The organism is Gemmobacter nanjingensis (assembly GCF_014652195.1).
Taxonomy (GTDB): Bacteria; Pseudomonadota; Alphaproteobacteria; order Rhodobacterales; family Rhodobacteraceae; genus Gemmobacter; species Gemmobacter caeni.
Genome location: NZ_BMYI01000014.1, coordinates 30,433 through 46,600, shown reverse-complemented (window position 1 = coordinate 46,600; position 16,168 = coordinate 30,433). Strand labels below are relative to the sequence as shown.

The window sequence follows — 16,168 nt, the reverse complement described above, 5'->3', positions numbered from 1 at the left end:
CATGCTTCCGGCGTTTTGATATGTTCTCCCTCATCCCTCCTGGCGACCAGCAGAGATCAGATCGCGGCTTCCGTCACTGTCCGGTTTTCAGGGAGAACCTCGGAGAGTTTCAGCGACGAGCGCAGTAAGCTCTTGCTCCTGCCCTCGATCCGATTTGCGAACAGGACCCCTCTTCCGTTTCGTCTGGCATTGCTCGCAGAGTTCGCAGGTCTTCCGAACGAGGCAACTGAGCCTTGCAGCCAATATGCGCTGGTGTGGCTGAATGGCATGCCTGACCCAAAGCTGGCTTACAAGCGCCAGCCCTGAAAAACCGACCAGCATAACGTCTTGGAATTTATAGGATAATGGCGCACCCAGCACGATTCGAACGTGCGACCTTTGCCTTCGGAGCATTTTGTCCTGGCTATCCTAAATACACGCCAGGGCACGCTATGATACGACAACGATTTGAAACATATGGACAATTCTGCTTTTCCCGCCGAAATCCATATCCAGAACTTCGCTCCGAATTCCATCCGGGTGCTTCCGTGGTGCTTCCGCGGAAGCAACCCTTCCTCAGCGGGAGGAATGGCTAATGTCAAAGCTGACAAAACGTGTGGTGGACGCCGCTGCCGTCCGTGAAAAGGACTATTTCATCTGGGACGACGAGCTGCCCGGCTTCGGCCTTCGTGTCTTCGCGTCCGGAAAACGCAGCTACCTTATCCAATATCGCGCCGCAGGTCGAACCCGTCGTTACACTATCGGCCTCCATGGCATCTGGACGGCAGAAACCGCCCGGCAGGAAGCGAAGATACAGCTCGGCCGGGTGGCCCAAGGTGACAACCCTTCCGAAGAACGCCAGCTCGATCATCAGGCGCTCACCGTCAAGGAGTTGTGCGCGATGTATCTCAAGGATCTCGACGCTGGTCTCATCCTCGGCAAAGGCGGACGCCCAAAAAAGGCAGGCACCATCGTCAGCGATGTGGGCCGAATTCGCCGGCACATCATTCCGCTGATCGGCAACCGCAAGGTCAAAGATCTGGTCAAGGCCGATGTCGCCAAGGTGTTGAAGGACGTCATGGCCGGCAAGACGGCGGTATCGGTCAAAACCAAGAAGCTGCGCGGCAAAGCCATCGTGCGCGGCGGCGCCGGCACGGCTACGCGGACCGTCGGGCTCCTCGGTGGCATTCTCACATACGCCATGGAGGCCGGAATCATCACCTCCAATCCCGCGCATGGTATCCGCAAGCCCAAGGACAATGTGCGCGATCGTCGTCTCACCGAAGCCGAATACCGCATCCTCGGCGAGATGTTGCGGGCGGCAGCCGAGAATCCGAAATATGAGATGACGGTCGAGATCATCCGGCAGATCGCGCTCACCGGCTGTCGCCGCAGCGAGATGATCGGCCTCAAATGGGCCGAGGCGGATATCGACGCGAGTTGCATACGCCTCAAGGAAAGCAAGGAAGGCGCCTCCATTCGGCCCGTTGGCCTGCCGGTGATCGAATATCTGGAAGAACGTCGCAAGACGGCGACGGGCACCTATGTGTTCCCCGGCCAAGGCGAGGACAACGCCTTCGGCGGCTTTCCCAACCACTGGAGACAGATGTTCAGGGACAGCCCGCTGGCCGACGTGACGCCGCATGTCTTGCGGCACAGCTTCGCCAGCATCGCCAACGATCTCGGTTTCACCGAGGTCACGATCGCCGCGCTGGTCGGGCACGCCAAGGGGTCGGTCACGAGCAAGTATATCCATTCGCTCGACACGGCCCTGATCATGGCCGCCGACACGATCTCCGGCTACATTCAGGGATTGCTCGACGGGATCGAATTCAAGCAGACCGCCTATGCGCTGGATCGCGATTCCCGCAAGGCTGCACTGTCGCGCTTCCTGCTTCAGGCGATCGGTGAGCCAGAAACCGAGGAGGATGAGCGCCTTGCAGCCTGATACCAGATTTTCAGTTATTGCAGTTAGCGTTCAGAGCGCCTATATTGGTCAGGAAGGAGAAACCGCCATGGCCAGCCAGGTTGTCAAATTCGCCGGTCTTTCGGACCGGGACCGCAAGAAGGTGCTCGCCCTTCCCAGTCTCGGGGCGGGCGACCGCTTCGAGTTGCGTGTCCGCCGCCGGGACGGAGAGGAGCAGACCGTCGTACTGCCGCCTGCCGCGGCCGATGTGGTCGAGGCCCTGCTGGACCATCTGCGCAGCGGCGAGCGCGTCGCCGTGCTGGCCGAGGATCAGGAACTAAGCCCCGCCGATGCCTCCGAAATCCTCGGCATCTCGCGGCCGCTCGTCGTCCATCGCATGGACATCGGCGATCTGCCGTTCCGCTATGTGGGAAAGCATCGCCGCGCATCGCTCAAGGACGTTCTGGCGCTGAAGGCGCAGATCGACGGCCAGCGCAAGGCGATGGAAGGCCTGGCGGCCGATGCCGAGGATCTCAACCTCCGCTATGGCATTTAATCCCGTTGTCGCGGTCTGCGATGCCTGTGTCCTGTATCCGTTTCATCTGAGGAACGTCATCGTGCAGGCGGCAGTCGACCGCCTGTTCCACGCGCGCTGGACCGATGCGATCCATGACGAATGGATGCAGAACCTCATCGCCAATACGCCGGGCCTTCCGCCCGATCGCCTGATGGGCACGAAGCGTCTCATGGACCTTGCATTGCCCGAGGCGCGTATTGCCGGATACGAACAGCATATCCCTGCCATCAGTCTCCCCGACCCCGATGACCGTCATGTCGCCGCAGCCGCCATCGCGGCAGGCGCATCGACGATCATCACTTGGAACCTGCGCGATTTCCCGGTTGGCGCGTTGAGAAAACACAATCTGGTGCGTCAGACACCAGACGCCTTCCTGGCCGATCTCCATGAACAGCTTCCGGAGCAGACCACCGGGTCGCTGGCGAATGCTCGGCGCAATCTCAGGCGGTCGCGTGTGTCCGCGTCCGACTTCCTCGACATCCTGCGAGGTCAGAAACTCACCAGGCTGGCAGCGCAGATCGAGAAGCATATCGACGATCTCTGAACCGGACGTCCATGCCTGCCGAAGCCCTGATTTACGGATTGCGGGGGAAAGTCTTCCCCCTGGCCGGCGCCTCGGTCGCCGGCGCACCCCCTTCTGCGGGGAGACCCCGCAACGCCCCCTTCAGAGTGAGAGTGCGGACGGGTTTTCCGTGACGGGTTGAGGGCCGGAGGAGAGGCTTCCGGCGCCCGTCGCGGAGATCATCCCGATGGCCAGAGAGCAACGCGCGGCTCGCAAGGGCGGCACGCGCACGAATCTTTACGACGACATCACCGACAAGATCATCGCCGACCTGGAGGAAGGGCGCTTTCCCTGGGTCCAACCTTGGGGCACGGCGGCGGCGAAAGCGCCGCTCGCCATGCCGAGGAACGCGGCGACCGCCCGGCAATATTCCGGCATCAATGTCCTGATCCTCTGGGGGGCCGTGATCCAGCATGGCTATCCCACCCAGCATTGGCTCACTTTCCGCCAGGCGCTGTCGCTTGGCGGCAATGTCAGGAAGGGCGAGCACGGCACCACCGTCGTCTATGCCGATCGTTTCACGCCGGAGGACGAAAAGCGCCGCGCCCGTGAGACCGGGGAGGAAGCCGGCAGCATTCCGTTCCTCAAGCGGTTCACCGTATTCAACGCCGCGCAATGCGAAGGCCTGCCCGACAACATCGCCGTCGAGGCCCCACCTCCACCGCCCGGCATGATCGAGCCGCAGGTCGAGGCGCTGATCGCGGCGACCGGCATCGATTTCCGGATCGGCGGGAACCGCGCCTATTATGCCCCCGCTCAGGACTATGTGCAGGTGCCGCCGCCGCAAGCCTATTTCGAGCCGATCAATTGGCACCGGACCGCCCTCCACGAGATAGGTCACGCCACAGGGCATGAGACCCGGCTCGGGCGGGATTTCTCGGGTAGCTTCGGTACGAAGAAATACGCCTTCGAGGAGATGATAGCCGAGATTTCGAGCGCTTTTTGCTGCGCCTCGCTCGGGATCGTGCCGACGGTGCGCCATGCCGACTATGTTGGTTCGTGGCTGGAGGTGATGCGCGAGGATTCCCGCGCCATCGTGCGCGCCGCCTCGCAGGCGAGCAAGGCGGCCGACTGGATTCTCTCGCATCTGCCGGAGGGCGACGCCGCAGAAGCCGATATGGCGGCCACCGAGCGGAGGGCCGCGGCATGATCCTCCTGACAGATGAACAGCGCGCGCAGCTTCTCGCCAATGGCCGCCAACCGGACGCCGATCACATCCCGGTCGTCAAATTCTTCAACCCCTTCGGCGCGGGTGTCTGGCTTGCGACCGAATTGGACGAGGATGGCGACACCATGTTCGGACTGGCCGATATCGGCTGTCCCGAACTGGGCTCATGGCGCTTCGAGGAACTGCGATCCCTCCAGTTGCCGTTTGGCATGGGCATCGAACGGGATCTGCTTTTCATCGGAGATTTCCCGATCTCGGTCTGGGCCGAGGCGGCGCGTGAGACCGGCAGCATCCGTGATGCCGAGCGCGTGCTTTACCGCGCGGCTCAATCCTTGAGCCGGAAATCCTCCGATACGGAAAGCCGGTTTCCCTGAATTCCGGGTTCCAGGCTCTGCGGGTTCGGCGTCGCTCTCTTCAGAGGAAGAGGGCGGCGCTTCGCTTCGTGACGGGCTGGTTGCCGGAGAGAGAGGCTCCCCGGCGTCCGTCATGGAGTCACTGACATGGCCACTGCCGTTCAGAAAATCACCCTGTCGTCCTCGCGCGACATCCCCTTCAACAAGCTGGTGCTCAGCCAGTCCAATGTCCGGCGCGTGAAGGCTGGCGTCTCGGTCGAGGAACTGGCCGCGTCCATCGCCCGCCGGGGCCTGATCCAGTCCCTGCATGTCCGGCCAGAGCTGGATGCGGAGGGCAAGGAGACCGGCCTCTTCGAGGTGCCCGCCGGCGGACGGCGCTACCGGGCACTGGAGCATCTGGTCAAGCAGAAGCGCCTCAACAAGACCGCGCCGGTGCCTTGCATCGTCTCGGAGGCCAGTGACGACATCCTGATCGACGAGGTGTCGCTGGCCGAGAACATCGAGCGCGCGCCGCTGCATCCGCTGGATCAGTTCCGCGCCTTCCAGACCCTGCGTGAGAAGGGCATGAGCGAGGAGGAAATCGCCGCCGCGTTCTTCGTCGACGCCAAGGTGGTAAAGCAGCGCCTTCGCCTCGTTTCGGTCTCGCCTTCGCTGCTCGATGTCTATGCCGAGGACGGCATGACGCTCGAACAGCTCATGGCCTTCAGCGTTTCCGAGGATCACGCCCGCCAGGAAAAGGTTTGGGAAGCGATCCGGGACGGCTGGCAGAAGGAACCTTATTATATCCGCCGCCTTCTCACCGAAACCACCGTGCGCGCTTCCGACAAGCGGGCGCTCTTCGTCGGGGTTGGCGCATACGAGGACGCCGGCGGCTGCGTGCTGCGCGATCTCTTCCAGCAGGACGATGGCGGCTGGCTCCAGGACCCGGTGCTGCTCGACAGGCTTGTCGGGGAAAAGCTGAAGGCCGACGCGGAAACCATCGCTGAGGAAGGCTGGAAATGGATCGAGATCGCGGTGGACTTCCCCTATGGCCACACCAGCGGGATGCGCCGTCTGGCCGGCGCCACCATCGACTTGACTGACGAGGAGCGTGCCGAACGCGAGAAGCTCCGCGACGAGTTCGACGCGCTGGAGGCGGAATATGCCGAGGCCGACGAATTGCCCGACGAGGTGGATGCGCGGCTCGGCGAGATCGAGGAAGCGCTGGATGCCCTCGAATCCCGGCCGATGATCTATGCCGCCGACCAGATGGCCCGTGCCGGTGTTTTCGTCAGCATCCGTCACGACGGTCAGCTCGCCGTCGAGCGCGGTTATGTCCGCTCCGAAGACGAGGTGGTGGAAGGCCAGGAGGGCGATGGCGCCCAAGATGCATCTGTTGAAGGCGGCGAGCCCGGCAGTGTCCAGCGCGCCGTCATCACCGTGGGCGGTGCAGCGCCGGAAACCGAGGAGGACGAAGAGGTCGAGACCATCCGGCCGCTGCCCGATCGCCTCGTCAGCGAGTTGACTGCGCATCGCACCTTGGCGCTTCGGGATGCCGTGGCGACCAACCCGCATGTGGCGATGACGGCGTTGCTGCACCGGTTGGTCACGGATTGCTTCCTGCCTCATTCCGCCAGGGGCTGCCTCGAGGCCCAGGTCCGGGAGGTTCACTTCCCGGCGCAGGCAGAGGATCTGGGCGAAAGCGCCTCGGCAAAGTCCATCCAGGATCGGCATGAACGCTGGGGCGATCACATCCCGGCCAACGATGCCGCGCTCTGGGACTGGCTGGCCGATCAGGACGACGACACCCGGATGGAGTTGCTCGCCCATTGCGTTAGCTTCGGCGTCAACGCCCTGCACGAGAAACCCAACCCCTATAGCGGCATGGGCGTCAGCCAGCATGGTCTCGACGTGCGCCTGTCGCAGGCAGACCGGCTCGCTCGGGCGACCGGACTCGACATGGTGGCGGTGGGCTGGCGGCCCACGGTCGGGAACTATCTCGGCCGCGTGACCAAACCGCGGATCATCGAGGCGGTGCGCGAGGGCGCCGGCGACTGGGCGGCGCAGCTCATCGATCATCTGAAGAAAGGCGACATGGCGAAAGAAGCCGAGCGCCTGCTGGCCGAAACCGGCTGGCTGCCGGAGCCGCTGCGCATGGTGGACCGTGATGCCAAGGTCGATACGGACGCGGACGATCTGCCCGAGTTCCTTGTCGACGATGGCGAGGATGAAGAAGCCACCGAGGAGGAGGACGCGCAGTCGATGGTCGCTGCCGAATGATCCTCAGGCGGGGCGGCTTCCGCTGCTCCGTCTCCTCCGTTCCGTTTCCACACTTCGCCCGGTCCTCGTGACCGGGCTTTTTCTTTGGAGATATCCGATGCCCGCAAATATCGACATTGACCAGATCTTTCGCGAGGACAGCGCCACCCCTCCTTCGGAACGCTCGCTGCCGTGGGAGGAAACCCGCGATGGCATTACCGTCGTAGTGGAGCCAAAGCCCCATTGGGCCGACGACATGCGCGCCTTTCGTCTCGATATGCGCCAATATTGCCGCTACGCGGATTGGACCGCGCAGGGCAATGATGCCCGGTTCTACGATCACATCGACACTTGCGGCGATGACGTGATGATGAAGGCGCAAGCCATGATCGCGCGCGAGATCGCTGACGGACTTTGGGATTGAAGGTCGTCACGGACCCGGTACCGGCCTCAATGGTCCCGATACCAGCTTCATCATGATTCCGATGATCCGGTCTGGGCAACGGGTTCCATCCCCGGCCTGGAACACGATCCTGATGCCGCATGAGGGCAAGGCTGGCGCGGAGAAACATCTGCGACGGGTCTTCGGCATCCTGTCAGAGGCAAAACACCACCCCCGCTTCCATTCGCAAACCTTGGTCTGATCCGTCTCTTTGCAGTCAACCCGCAAGGGGTCGGCCTACGCGCGCGTGCCGCTCTCGCGGATTCGGGACACATGCCCGAACGCACGAGAGTGATTGCAGATCCAGTCAGACACTTCGGGCGCCTGTCGCGCGGGGGATGGTCCCCCGCCTCCAGAGACAGGAGCCGATCCCGATGTCCTACGCAGATGCCACCGCCTTCGCCGCCAGCCTCGCCGACACGCTGATGGTCGAGATCGTCGTGTTCCAGGCCGGGGACGGAACCCACGGTGCTTGCCCCGCCGCCGAATTCGACGGCGACAACGACATGGTGAAGCTGGAACTGGACCCATGGGCCTGAGGCGCGACACGCGCCTCATTCCCTCCGCCCGGATCGCGGCTTATCCCGCGACCGGGCGTCCGGTCCTGCGATGACCGCCTATCGCCGGCAGCGCAACCGGGGACGCGCCCCGGCCAGAGAGGAAGAGTGCGGGCCGTTCGGCCGTGACGGGTTGGTTGCCGGAGAGAGAGGCTCGCCGGCGCCCGTCATGGAGTGATCCCGATGACCCATTTCCGATCCGATACTTTCCGGCCCATCGGCCAGATTCTCGCAACCGAGGTGATGCCCGCGCTCTTTCGCGCCCGGAGGCTGCCGCTGCGCATCTCGTGCCTCGGCATCGCCAGCGATGACGGTAATGACAAGGCCGACCGGTTCGACCGCACCATTCCGCTTGGGGAATGCCAATCACCCGAAGAGGCCATGCGCTTTGCCTGCCTGCGCCTGTCCCAGAGCAATATCTGCACCGGCCCCGACAGCTTCCCACACTTCCGCCCACGGATCATGGTCATCGAGGATTGCGAGCATCGCCTGGTCCTCGCCGGTGAAATCCGTGCCGGTGTCATTCTCTGGCAGCAGCCCGTTGCCTCGGACCCCGAGGCGCGCCGGATCGTCTCCGAGGCCAGCCGGTTGCGCGGCATGGCCTTCCGGTCGCCCGATCCCGACGAGGCTCGCGAGTATCGCTACCGCGCCGCCACGCTGGAAGCCCGGCTGGTCGATCCGTTCTGGCGCGAGACCACCACCGAGCTGCTCCGCCTGCCTCAGGCGGCCTGACCTCACGCCAACCTTCCCATCCACTTCGCCCGGCCATCCGCCGGGTTTTTCATTTCAGGAGCCTGATATGGCCGACAACAGCAAAACCGCATCCGAACCGCGCCCGCCGTTCTCCGACTGGGAAGCGCAGGCCGCCCTTCAATCCCGGCTCGAGGCCGATCTGTTCGCCATCAACAAGGCGACATTGTTCGATGCGCTGGTCTTCACCGGCGTTACCACCATCATCGTCACCTTCGACGGATATGGCGATTCCGGCCAGATCGAGGACGTCGAGGTCAAGGCCGGCGACGATAACATCGCCATGCCGGGGGCCATGATCGCATTCGCCAAAACCGTCTGGGGCCAGTCGGAGCCGGAGCGCTCGACCGTCACCATCGCCACGGCTGTCGAGAATCTCGCCTATGACGTCCTCGAACGAACGCATGGCGGCTGGGAGAATAATGACGGCGCCTATGGTGAGGTCATATTCGACGTCGCAAAGCGGGAGATCACGCTCGACTACAACGAGCGTTACACCGCCTCCGAAAACTACATGCACAGTTTCTGAGGGAGGCGATGATGGGACATTGTTATCATCACGCGCTGTCCTCGGCGCGCAAATGGGGTGGCGCGGCGGAAGACTATCTGCCGCTGCACCAATGGTTCGACGAGTCCAAGGAGATCATCGCGGATTTCCGGCATAGGGCGCTCCGCCATCATGCCCAGGGCATATTCGAACTGGAGCGGACGTTCGGCGCCACCATCACCATCTCGACCGGCCGCGTCGTGCCCGTGCGGTTGATCGGCGAACAGCATGTGCTGGAGGATTTCGGCTTCATACCTAGCTTCGCCGATTGGGTGCGCGCGATCCGTCCCCAGCCATGGATGGGCCGCGCCCAGCCGATACACAAGCTGGTCGATCCCTTCGCCGCGACCGCGGAGACCGAACCGAACACCGGCGGCTCGCCGCATCCGGTTCCCGATCCATCGGCACGCTGACCGCCGCCTTTCCTCCCAATTCCGCCCGGCCTCGCGCCGGGCGCTTTCGTTTCAGGAGCCTGACATGGCCGACTATTTCACCCATTTCTCCTGCCTGCTTGAAGTGGGCACCCCCGAAAACGCTGCCCGCGCGCTCGACCTCTATAATGCGCTCTCGGATGATAACGCCGCGGAAGATCCGCCTTCGGACGGATTTCTGCTCTCGATCCAGCCCGAACATGGGGGCTCGCATCTCTGGATGCGCGATGACGGCACGGGCGATCCCGAGCATGTCATCCAGTTCGTCAAACGCTGCGCGGCCGAGTTCGGCCTGACCGGATTATGGGGCATGCAATACGCCAACACCTGTTCCAAACCCCGCGTCGATGGGTTCGGCGGCGGCGCCCATGTCCTCGATCTCGCCACCGGCGAGACTGTGGACTGGATCTATACCGATGGCTGGCTGTCCATCGTGCTGGAGGGAGGCGACCCTCATGCCTGAGATCATCGAAACCACGGTCTACAGGCTCGACGAGCTGTCCGATGCGGCCAAGGACAAGGCTCGCGCCTGGTATCGCGAGGGCGGATTCGACTACGAATGGTACGATGCCGTCTATGAAGATTTCCAGCGCATCGCGGAAATCTTGGGCCTGGACCTCAAGACACGGCCCGTCCGGCTCATGGGCGGCAGCACACGGCAGGAGCCCCGCATCTGGTTTCGGGGATTCTGGTCGCAGGGCGACGGGGCTTGCTTTGAAACGCGGTATTCCTATCGAAAGGCCGCGCCGCGCCGTATCAGGGAATATGCCCCGCAGGACACCGAACTGCACCGCATCGCCGATGCCTTTCACACGATCCAGCGCCGAAACTTCTATCAGCTTCGCGCCGAAGCCACCCATCGCGGTCATTACTATCATGAGTATTGCATGGCGATCTCCGTCGAGCGCGATAGCCCGGCCTGGCAGGACATGACGGACGACGCCGAGGAAACCGTCATTGAGGCGCTGCGTGACCTCGCCCGCTGGCTCTATCGCCAGCTTGAGCGCGAATACGACTATCTGTCCTCAGACGAAGCAGTTGATGAGACCATCATCGCCAATGACTACACCTTCACCGACACGGGACGCCGCTTCGGCTGATCCTGATAAGCGCCCCGCCGTCACGGCGGGGCGCTTTTCCACTGTCATCATCTCAAGAGGCAGAGAGGTGCCGGGACGGGTTGAGTCCGGGTGGTCGAGAGAGAGCGCCCTCCGGGCTTTCCCGTTCCCGCTCTCCTGAGGTTTTCCGTAATGAACATTTCGTCTCCCGCGGCCGAGCCGGTCGCGCCGCTGGCGGCTGCGCCTTCCATCCTGGCCGCCGCCAATCTCATCCTTCCCTATCTCGAACGCGGCCAGCGCGTCGATGTCGCGATCCTGCGCGGCGCGATGGAAACCGCCTTCGGTGCGTCCGACGCCAGCGGCGCCTGGGACTGGAAACTGGCGTATGAAGCCTGCGAGGTCGCCACGGTTCTGTTCCTGCGAAAATACGGAAAGGCGCTTTTCCGTAAAGCCGCGTCTCCGCTTTCCCGGCTCGATCCGCTGGCGAAGATCGCCGGCCTGCTGCCGACGCAAACCCGCCGTTCCGAAGAAAGCCAGAGCTTCCAGCAATTCAGCACGCCTTTGCCGCTCGGCCTCGCCGCGCTGACCGCGGCATCGATCACCCCGGACGATATAGTGCTCGAACCCTCGACGGGCACTGGTCTTGTGGCCATCCTGGCACAAACCCTCGGTGGTTCGCTGATCCTCAACGAACTGGCCGAAATCCGCGCCGATCTTCTCTCTTCTCTCTTTCCGGCCTTTCCCGTCACCCGGTTGGATGCCGCCCAGATCGACGATCATCTGGCCCCGGATGCCGTGCCGTCCGTCGTGATGATGAACCCGCCATTCTCGGTCATGGCGAACGTCACCGGACGCGTAGCGGATGCCGCATGTCGGCATGTCGCTTCCGCGCTCGCCCGGCTGGCCCCCGGCGGGCGGCTAGTCACGATTACCGGCGCGAATTTCAATCCCGAGGCCCCGGCCTGGCGCGATGCCTTCATCCGCTTGCAGGCACGTGGCCGCGTGGTGTTCACCGCCGCCATCGGCGGGGCGGTCTATGCCAAGCACGGCACCAGCATCGACACACGGTTGACGGTGATCGACAAGGCGCCCGCCGACGACCCTGCCATCTTCCCGGTCTCACCTGGGATTGCGCCCGACGTCGCCACGCTGATCGGCTGGATCGAGAGCCAGGTTCCGCCACGCCTGCCGGTCTCCTTGCCGAAAGCCGCTATCGCATTGCCCGCCGAGGCTCCGAAGACGGTGCGCGGTTATCTTGCCCGCGCCGCATCCTCCCGCCCCGTTGCTGCTCCGGCCAACGATCCCGAGGGCATGGAACTCGCCTATGAGCCAGTGGACTGGGCGCCGCCGGAAGGCGCGCGGCTGTCGGACGCGATCTATGAGGAATATGCGCTGCAATCGCTGCGCATCCCCCTCGCCGAGCCACATCCGACCAAGCTGGTGCAATCGGCCGCCATGGCCTCGATCGCGCCGCCCAAGCCTTCTTACCGGCCCATGCTTCCCGCCGACATCCGTACCCGCCTGTCGGATGCGCAGTTGGAGACCCTGATCTATGCAGGAGAAGCCCATGCTGATCATCTCGCTGGCGCCTGGATGGTGGATGAGCATTTCGACAATGTGAGCGCCGCACTCGAGGATGCAGCCGGCGCTGTCCGCTTTCGCCGAGGCTTCATGCTGGGCGACGGGACCGGCGCGGGCAAGGGTCGCCAATCGGCCGGGATCATCCTCGACAATTGGCTGCGCGGACGGCGCAAGGCGGTTTGGATTTCGAAATCCGACAAGCTGATCGAGGACGCTCAGCGCGACTGGTCGGCGCTCGGCATGGAGCGACTGCTAGTCACACCTCTGTCGCGCTTCCCGCAGGGCAAGCCGATCACGCTGACGGAAGGCATCCTGTTTACCACCTATGCCACGCTGCGCTCCGATGACCGGGGCGAAAAGGTTTCGCGCGTGCGTCAGATCGTCGATTGGTTGGGCTCCGATTTCGATGGAGTCATCATATTCGACGAGAGCCATGCCATGCAGAATGCCGGTGGCGGTAAGGGAGAACGCGGCGATGTCGCCGCCTCGCAGCAAGGACGCGCGGGCCTGCGGCTCCAGCACGCTCTGCCGGATGCCCGCGTGGTCTATGTGTCGGCGACGGGCGCCACCACCGTCCACAATCTCGCCTATGCGCAGCGGCTCGGCCTCTGGGGCGGCGAGGATTTCCCGTTTCAGACCCGCGCCGAATTCGTCGAGGCGATCGAGGCCGGCGGCGTAGCGGCGATGGAGGTTCTGGCCCGCGATCTCCGCTCTCTTGGTCTCTATACCGCGCGGTCGCTCTCCTATGATGGCGTTGAATATGAACTGGTCGAGCACCCGCTGACCGGCGAGCAACGCCGCATCTACGATGCTTACGCGGCCGCATTTGCCGTGATCCATGGAAACCTGGACGCGGCGATGGAAGCGGCCAATATCACCGGCAGCGAGGGCACTCTAAACCGGCAGGCCAAATCCGCCGCGCGTTCCGCCTTCGAGAGCACCAAGCAGCGCTTCTTCGGCCATCTGCTGACCTCCATGAAAACCCCGACCCTGATCCGGTCCATCGAGGCAGATCTTGAAGCAGGCCATGCCGCCGTCATTCAGATTGTCTCGACCGGCGAAGCCCTGATGGAACGGCGACTGGCCGAGATCCCGACCGAGGAATGGAACGATATTTCCGTCGATATCACGCCGAGGGAGTATGTCGGCTCGTATTTGCAGCATTCCTTCCCGGTACAGCTCTATGAACCCTTCAGCGATGGCGAGGGCAACCTGTCGTCACGCCCCGTCTTCCGCGACGGTCAGCCGGTGGAATGCCGCGAAGCCGTGGCGCGGCGCGACGAGATGCTGGAGCAGCTGGGTTCGCTTCCACCTGTACCCGGTGCGCTTGACCAGATCGTCCAGCGTTTCGGCACGGATGTGGTGGCCGAGGTCACGGGCCGCTCGCGCCGGATCGTGCGCAAGAGCGACGGAGCATCGGCACGCCTTGCGGTCGAGAACCGTGCGCCGTCCGCCAACCTTGCCGAGACTTCGGCCTTCATGGATGACCACAAGCGCATTCTGGTCTTCTCGGATGCCGGTGGCACCGGGCGCAGCTATCACGCAGAACTCTCGGCACGAAACCAGCGGCTGCGAGTCCATTATCTGCTGGAACCGGGCTGGAAGGCCGATGCCGCCATTCAGGGGCTGGGGCGCACCAACCGGACCAATCAGGCGCAGCCGCCTCTGTTCCGGCCGATTGCCACGGATGTCAAAGCCGAGAAGCGCTTCCTCTCGACCATCGCCCGCCGCCTCGACACGCTGGGCGCGATCACACGCGGCCAGCGCCAGACCGGCGGACAAGGGCTGTTCCGCCCCGAGGACAATCTGGAATCCGGCTATGCCCGCGACGCGCTTCGCCAGCTCTATCTGCTGATCGTGCGCGGCAAGGTCGAGGGATGCTCGCTCGAACGGTTTGAATCCGCCACCGGCCTGAAGCTGATGGACAGCAATGGTGTGAAGGACGACCTGCCGCCGATCACCACCTTCCTCAACCGTCTGCTGGCGCTGACCATCGAATTGCAGGGTATTCTGTTCTCGGCCTTCGAGCAGCTTCTGCAGGCCCGGATCGACGGGGCCATTGCATCCGGCACCTATGACATGGGGCTGGAAACGCTGAAGGCGGAAAGCTTCATCGTCACCGACCGGCAGGTGATCCACATCCATCCGGGCACAGGGGCGGAAACCCGGCTCCTGACGCTCACCGAGCGCAAACGCAATCAGCCGGTCACGCTCGATGCCACGCTGGCTGAACTGGATGATCCCCGCGCAAGATTGCTCATCAACGAGCGGTCGGGACGTGCCGCCGTGCAGATTCCGACCACCAGCGTTATGCTGGATGATGGCGAGATCGAACGGCGCGTGCGGCTGATCCGGCCGATGGAGGCGATAAATATTCCGGTGCGGGCGATGGGCGAAACCCACTGGATCGAGGCCGATCGTGTCGCCTTCAGCGCAGCCTGGACTGCGGAACTGGCCGAGGTGCCGGAGTTCACCGACAGCATCCTGCATATGGTGACAGGGCTGCTTCTGCCGATCTGGAAACGCCTGCCGCAGGAATCCTCCCGCGTCTATCGCCTCCAGACCGACGAGGGCGAACGCATCATTGGTCGCCGGGTCTCGCCGGCATGGGCCGCCAATGCCTCGACCAGTGGCGTCACCAGCAGCCTGACACCGGATGCCGCCTATGCCGCGCTGATCGAAGGTCGCACGATCCTTGATCTCGCCGAGGGGCTGCAACTGCGCCGCGTCCGGGTCATGGGCGCCAACCGGATCGAACTGACCGGCTTTACTGACGCGATGCGCGACCGGCTGCGGGCCTATGGCCTCTTCAGCGAGATCATCTCGTGGAAGCTGCGTTTCTTCGTGCCCGTCGATGCAACGGGACCGGAGATCACCGGCAAACTGCTTGACCGCTTCCCGGTTGAGCGCATCGGTGAGCGGGAGGCCGCATAATGGCGCGTCTCAACGCTTCCGAACTGGCCCAGCGTCTCGGCCGACAGGCCGAGGCGGTGTGCCGCCACTATCTGTCGAATGGTCGTAAACAGGGCAATTACTGGCAGGTTGGCAATGTCCGAAACACGGCTGGACGCTCCATGTTCGTCCGGTTGCACGACAGCGTGAAAGGCATTGCCGGAAAATGGCAGGACTCGGCCACGGGTGAACATGGCGATCTGCTCGACGTGATCCGGGACTCGCTCGGCCTGATCGACTTCGCAGATGTTGCCGAAGAGGCCCGGCGCTTCCTCAGCCTGCCGCATGCTGACCCTGATCCGTCATCCCGCCAGTCTCGAACGCCAGCACCATCGGGATCGTCCGAAGCGGCACGTCGCCTCTGGCGCATGACGCAACCGCTCATCGGCAGTACCGCAGAGGCGTATTTACGCGGACGCGGCATTACGGATTTACGCCAAACCGCAAATCTGCGCTTCCATCCCAACTGCTACTGGCGGCCTGAGGACGATGGCCCGACCGAGACATGGCCCGCCATGATCGCCGCCGTCACCGGCCTCGATGGCAGGATTACCGGCGCACACCGCACATGGTTGGCCCCGGACGGTTCCGGCAAGGCACCTGTCGATCCGCCGAGGAAGGCAATGGGCGACCTGCTCGGGCATGCGGTTCGTTTCGGTGATGCGCAGGATGTCATGGCAGCGGGGGAAGGCATCGAAACCATCCTGTCGCTGCGTCAGACTCTGCCCACCATGCCGATGGTTTCCGCACTCTCTGCCGGACACCTCGCTGCCATCCTGTTCCCGCCACAACTGCGCAGGCTCTATATCGTCCGCGATAACGATCCGGCAGGTGACAGCGCCTGCGATAGCCTGGTGGGCCGGGCGCACGAGGTCGGGATCGAGGCCATCACGCTCTCGCCCATGATGGGGGACTTCAACGAAGATCTCGCAACTCATGGGCTGGATGCCGTTCGGGCAAAGATCCGGGTGCAAATCGCTCCCGAGGACGTCAGCCGCTTCATGGCCTCGATAGCATAGCCGGTACGGGGGCCGTGATCGGGGCGTTCCGATCCTTTCATGCGCATT

General features: G+C 63.6%; 15 protein-coding genes. All 15 read left to right on the top strand.

Annotation, left to right across the window (positions count from 1 at the left end; all coding sequences use genetic code 11):
* Positions 1-574 precede the first annotated feature (574 nt).
* Entirely contained in the window at positions 575-1,927 is a 1,353-nt protein-coding gene (locus IE126_RS18755) for a tyrosine-type recombinase/integrase (protein WP_030540685.1), read from the top strand.
* 67 nt (positions 1,928-1,994) lie between these two features.
* A complete protein-coding gene (locus IE126_RS18750) occupies positions 1,995-2,441 on the top strand; it encodes a MerR family transcriptional regulator (protein ID WP_030540684.1) in 447 nt (148 codons plus the stop codon).
* A complete protein-coding gene (locus IE126_RS18745) occupies positions 2,407-3,006 on the top strand; it encodes a PIN domain-containing protein (protein ID WP_308429995.1) in 600 nt (199 codons plus the stop codon). The genes IE126_RS18750 and IE126_RS18745 overlap by 35 nt, the downstream gene beginning before the upstream one ends.
* A 205-nt stretch (positions 3,007-3,211) precedes the next feature.
* Positions 3,212-4,174 carry an ArdC family protein gene (locus IE126_RS18740; protein WP_103023847.1) on the top strand — a complete coding sequence of 321 codons (963 nt, stop codon included), beginning with the start codon at positions 3,212-3,214 and terminating at the stop codon, positions 4,172-4,174.
* Positions 4,171-4,566: a DUF2958 domain-containing protein gene (locus IE126_RS18735; protein WP_030540763.1), complete on the top strand. Its 396-nt coding sequence runs from the start codon at positions 4,171-4,173 to the stop codon at positions 4,564-4,566. The genes IE126_RS18740 and IE126_RS18735 overlap by 4 nt, the downstream gene beginning before the upstream one ends.
* Positions 4,567-4,692: 126 nt before the next feature.
* On the top strand, positions 4,693-6,804 hold the full coding sequence (locus tag IE126_RS18730; RefSeq protein ID WP_189381844.1) for a ParB/RepB/Spo0J family partition protein: 2,112 nt from the start codon (positions 4,693-4,695) through the stop codon (positions 6,802-6,804).
* Between the two features lie 97 nt (positions 6,805-6,901).
* Positions 6,902-7,207: a hypothetical protein gene (locus tag IE126_RS18725; protein ID WP_030540761.1), complete on the top strand. Its 306-nt coding sequence runs from the start codon at positions 6,902-6,904 to the stop codon at positions 7,205-7,207.
* A 392-nt stretch (positions 7,208-7,599) separates the two neighbouring features.
* On the top strand, positions 7,600-7,764 hold the full coding sequence (locus IE126_RS18720) for a hypothetical protein (RefSeq protein WP_173830039.1): 165 nt from the start codon (positions 7,600-7,602) through the stop codon (positions 7,762-7,764).
* Between the two features lie 201 nt (positions 7,765-7,965).
* On the top strand, positions 7,966-8,514 hold the full coding sequence (locus IE126_RS18715; RefSeq protein WP_030540760.1) for a hypothetical protein: 549 nt from the start codon (positions 7,966-7,968) through the stop codon (positions 8,512-8,514).
* A gap of 67 nt (positions 8,515-8,581) precedes the next feature.
* On the top strand, positions 8,582-9,061 hold the full coding sequence (locus IE126_RS18710; RefSeq protein ID WP_030540759.1) for a DUF6878 family protein: 480 nt from the start codon (positions 8,582-8,584) through the stop codon (positions 9,059-9,061).
* Positions 9,062-9,072: 11 nt separating this feature from the next.
* Complete coding sequence (locus IE126_RS18705) at positions 9,073-9,492, top strand: DUF6915 family protein (protein WP_030540758.1); 420 nt, start codon at positions 9,073-9,075, stop codon at positions 9,490-9,492.
* Between the two features lie 64 nt (positions 9,493-9,556).
* Positions 9,557-9,973, top strand: a complete 417-nt coding sequence (locus tag IE126_RS18700; RefSeq protein ID WP_030540757.1) for a hypothetical protein — start codon at positions 9,557-9,559, stop codon at positions 9,971-9,973.
* On the top strand, positions 9,966-10,610 hold the full coding sequence (locus IE126_RS18695) for an antitoxin of toxin-antitoxin stability system (RefSeq protein WP_103023845.1): 645 nt from the start codon (positions 9,966-9,968) through the stop codon (positions 10,608-10,610). The genes IE126_RS18700 and IE126_RS18695 overlap by 8 nt, the downstream gene beginning before the upstream one ends.
* A 150-nt stretch (positions 10,611-10,760) precedes the next feature.
* Entirely contained in the window at positions 10,761-15,083 is a 4,323-nt protein-coding gene (locus IE126_RS18690; protein ID WP_030540755.1) for a strawberry notch family protein, read from the top strand.
* A complete protein-coding gene (locus IE126_RS18685) occupies positions 15,083-16,120 on the top strand; it encodes a DUF7146 domain-containing protein (protein WP_030540754.1) in 1,038 nt (345 codons plus the stop codon). Before IE126_RS18690 ends, IE126_RS18685 begins: the two co-directional genes overlap by 1 nt.
* The last annotated feature ends 48 nt before the right edge of the window (positions 16,121-16,168 follow it).

What these genes read in the sequence shown, in the direction of transcription:
- IE126_RS18755 (WP_030540685.1), top strand. Translation starts at nt 575, where the DNA reads ATGTCAAAGCTGACAAAACGTGTGGTGGACGCCGCTGCCGTCCGTGAA.
- IE126_RS18750 (WP_030540684.1), top strand. Translation starts at nt 1,995, where the DNA reads ATGGCCAGCCAGGTTGTCAAATTCGCCGGTCTTTCGGACCGGGACCGC.
- IE126_RS18745 (WP_308429995.1), top strand. Translation starts at nt 2,407, where the DNA reads ATGCCGAGGATCTCAACCTCCGCTATGGCATTTAATCCCGTTGTCGCG.
- IE126_RS18740 (WP_103023847.1), top strand. Translation starts at nt 3,212, where the DNA reads ATGGCCAGAGAGCAACGCGCGGCTCGCAAGGGCGGCACGCGCACGAAT.
- IE126_RS18735 (WP_030540763.1), top strand. Translation starts at nt 4,171, where the DNA reads ATGATCCTCCTGACAGATGAACAGCGCGCGCAGCTTCTCGCCAATGGC.
- IE126_RS18730 (WP_189381844.1), top strand. Translation starts at nt 4,693, where the DNA reads ATGGCCACTGCCGTTCAGAAAATCACCCTGTCGTCCTCGCGCGACATC.
- IE126_RS18725 (WP_030540761.1), top strand. Translation starts at nt 6,902, where the DNA reads ATGCCCGCAAATATCGACATTGACCAGATCTTTCGCGAGGACAGCGCC.
- IE126_RS18720 (WP_173830039.1), top strand. Translation starts at nt 7,600, where the DNA reads ATGTCCTACGCAGATGCCACCGCCTTCGCCGCCAGCCTCGCCGACACG.
- IE126_RS18715 (WP_030540760.1), top strand. Translation starts at nt 7,966, where the DNA reads ATGACCCATTTCCGATCCGATACTTTCCGGCCCATCGGCCAGATTCTC.
- IE126_RS18710 (WP_030540759.1), top strand. Translation starts at nt 8,582, where the DNA reads ATGGCCGACAACAGCAAAACCGCATCCGAACCGCGCCCGCCGTTCTCC.
- IE126_RS18705 (WP_030540758.1), top strand. Translation starts at nt 9,073, where the DNA reads ATGGGACATTGTTATCATCACGCGCTGTCCTCGGCGCGCAAATGGGGT.
- IE126_RS18700 (WP_030540757.1), top strand. Translation starts at nt 9,557, where the DNA reads ATGGCCGACTATTTCACCCATTTCTCCTGCCTGCTTGAAGTGGGCACC.
- IE126_RS18695 (WP_103023845.1), top strand. Translation starts at nt 9,966, where the DNA reads ATGCCTGAGATCATCGAAACCACGGTCTACAGGCTCGACGAGCTGTCC.
- IE126_RS18690 (WP_030540755.1), top strand. Translation starts at nt 10,761, where the DNA reads ATGAACATTTCGTCTCCCGCGGCCGAGCCGGTCGCGCCGCTGGCGGCT.
- IE126_RS18685 (WP_030540754.1), top strand. Translation starts at nt 15,083, where the DNA reads ATGGCGCGTCTCAACGCTTCCGAACTGGCCCAGCGTCTCGGCCGACAG.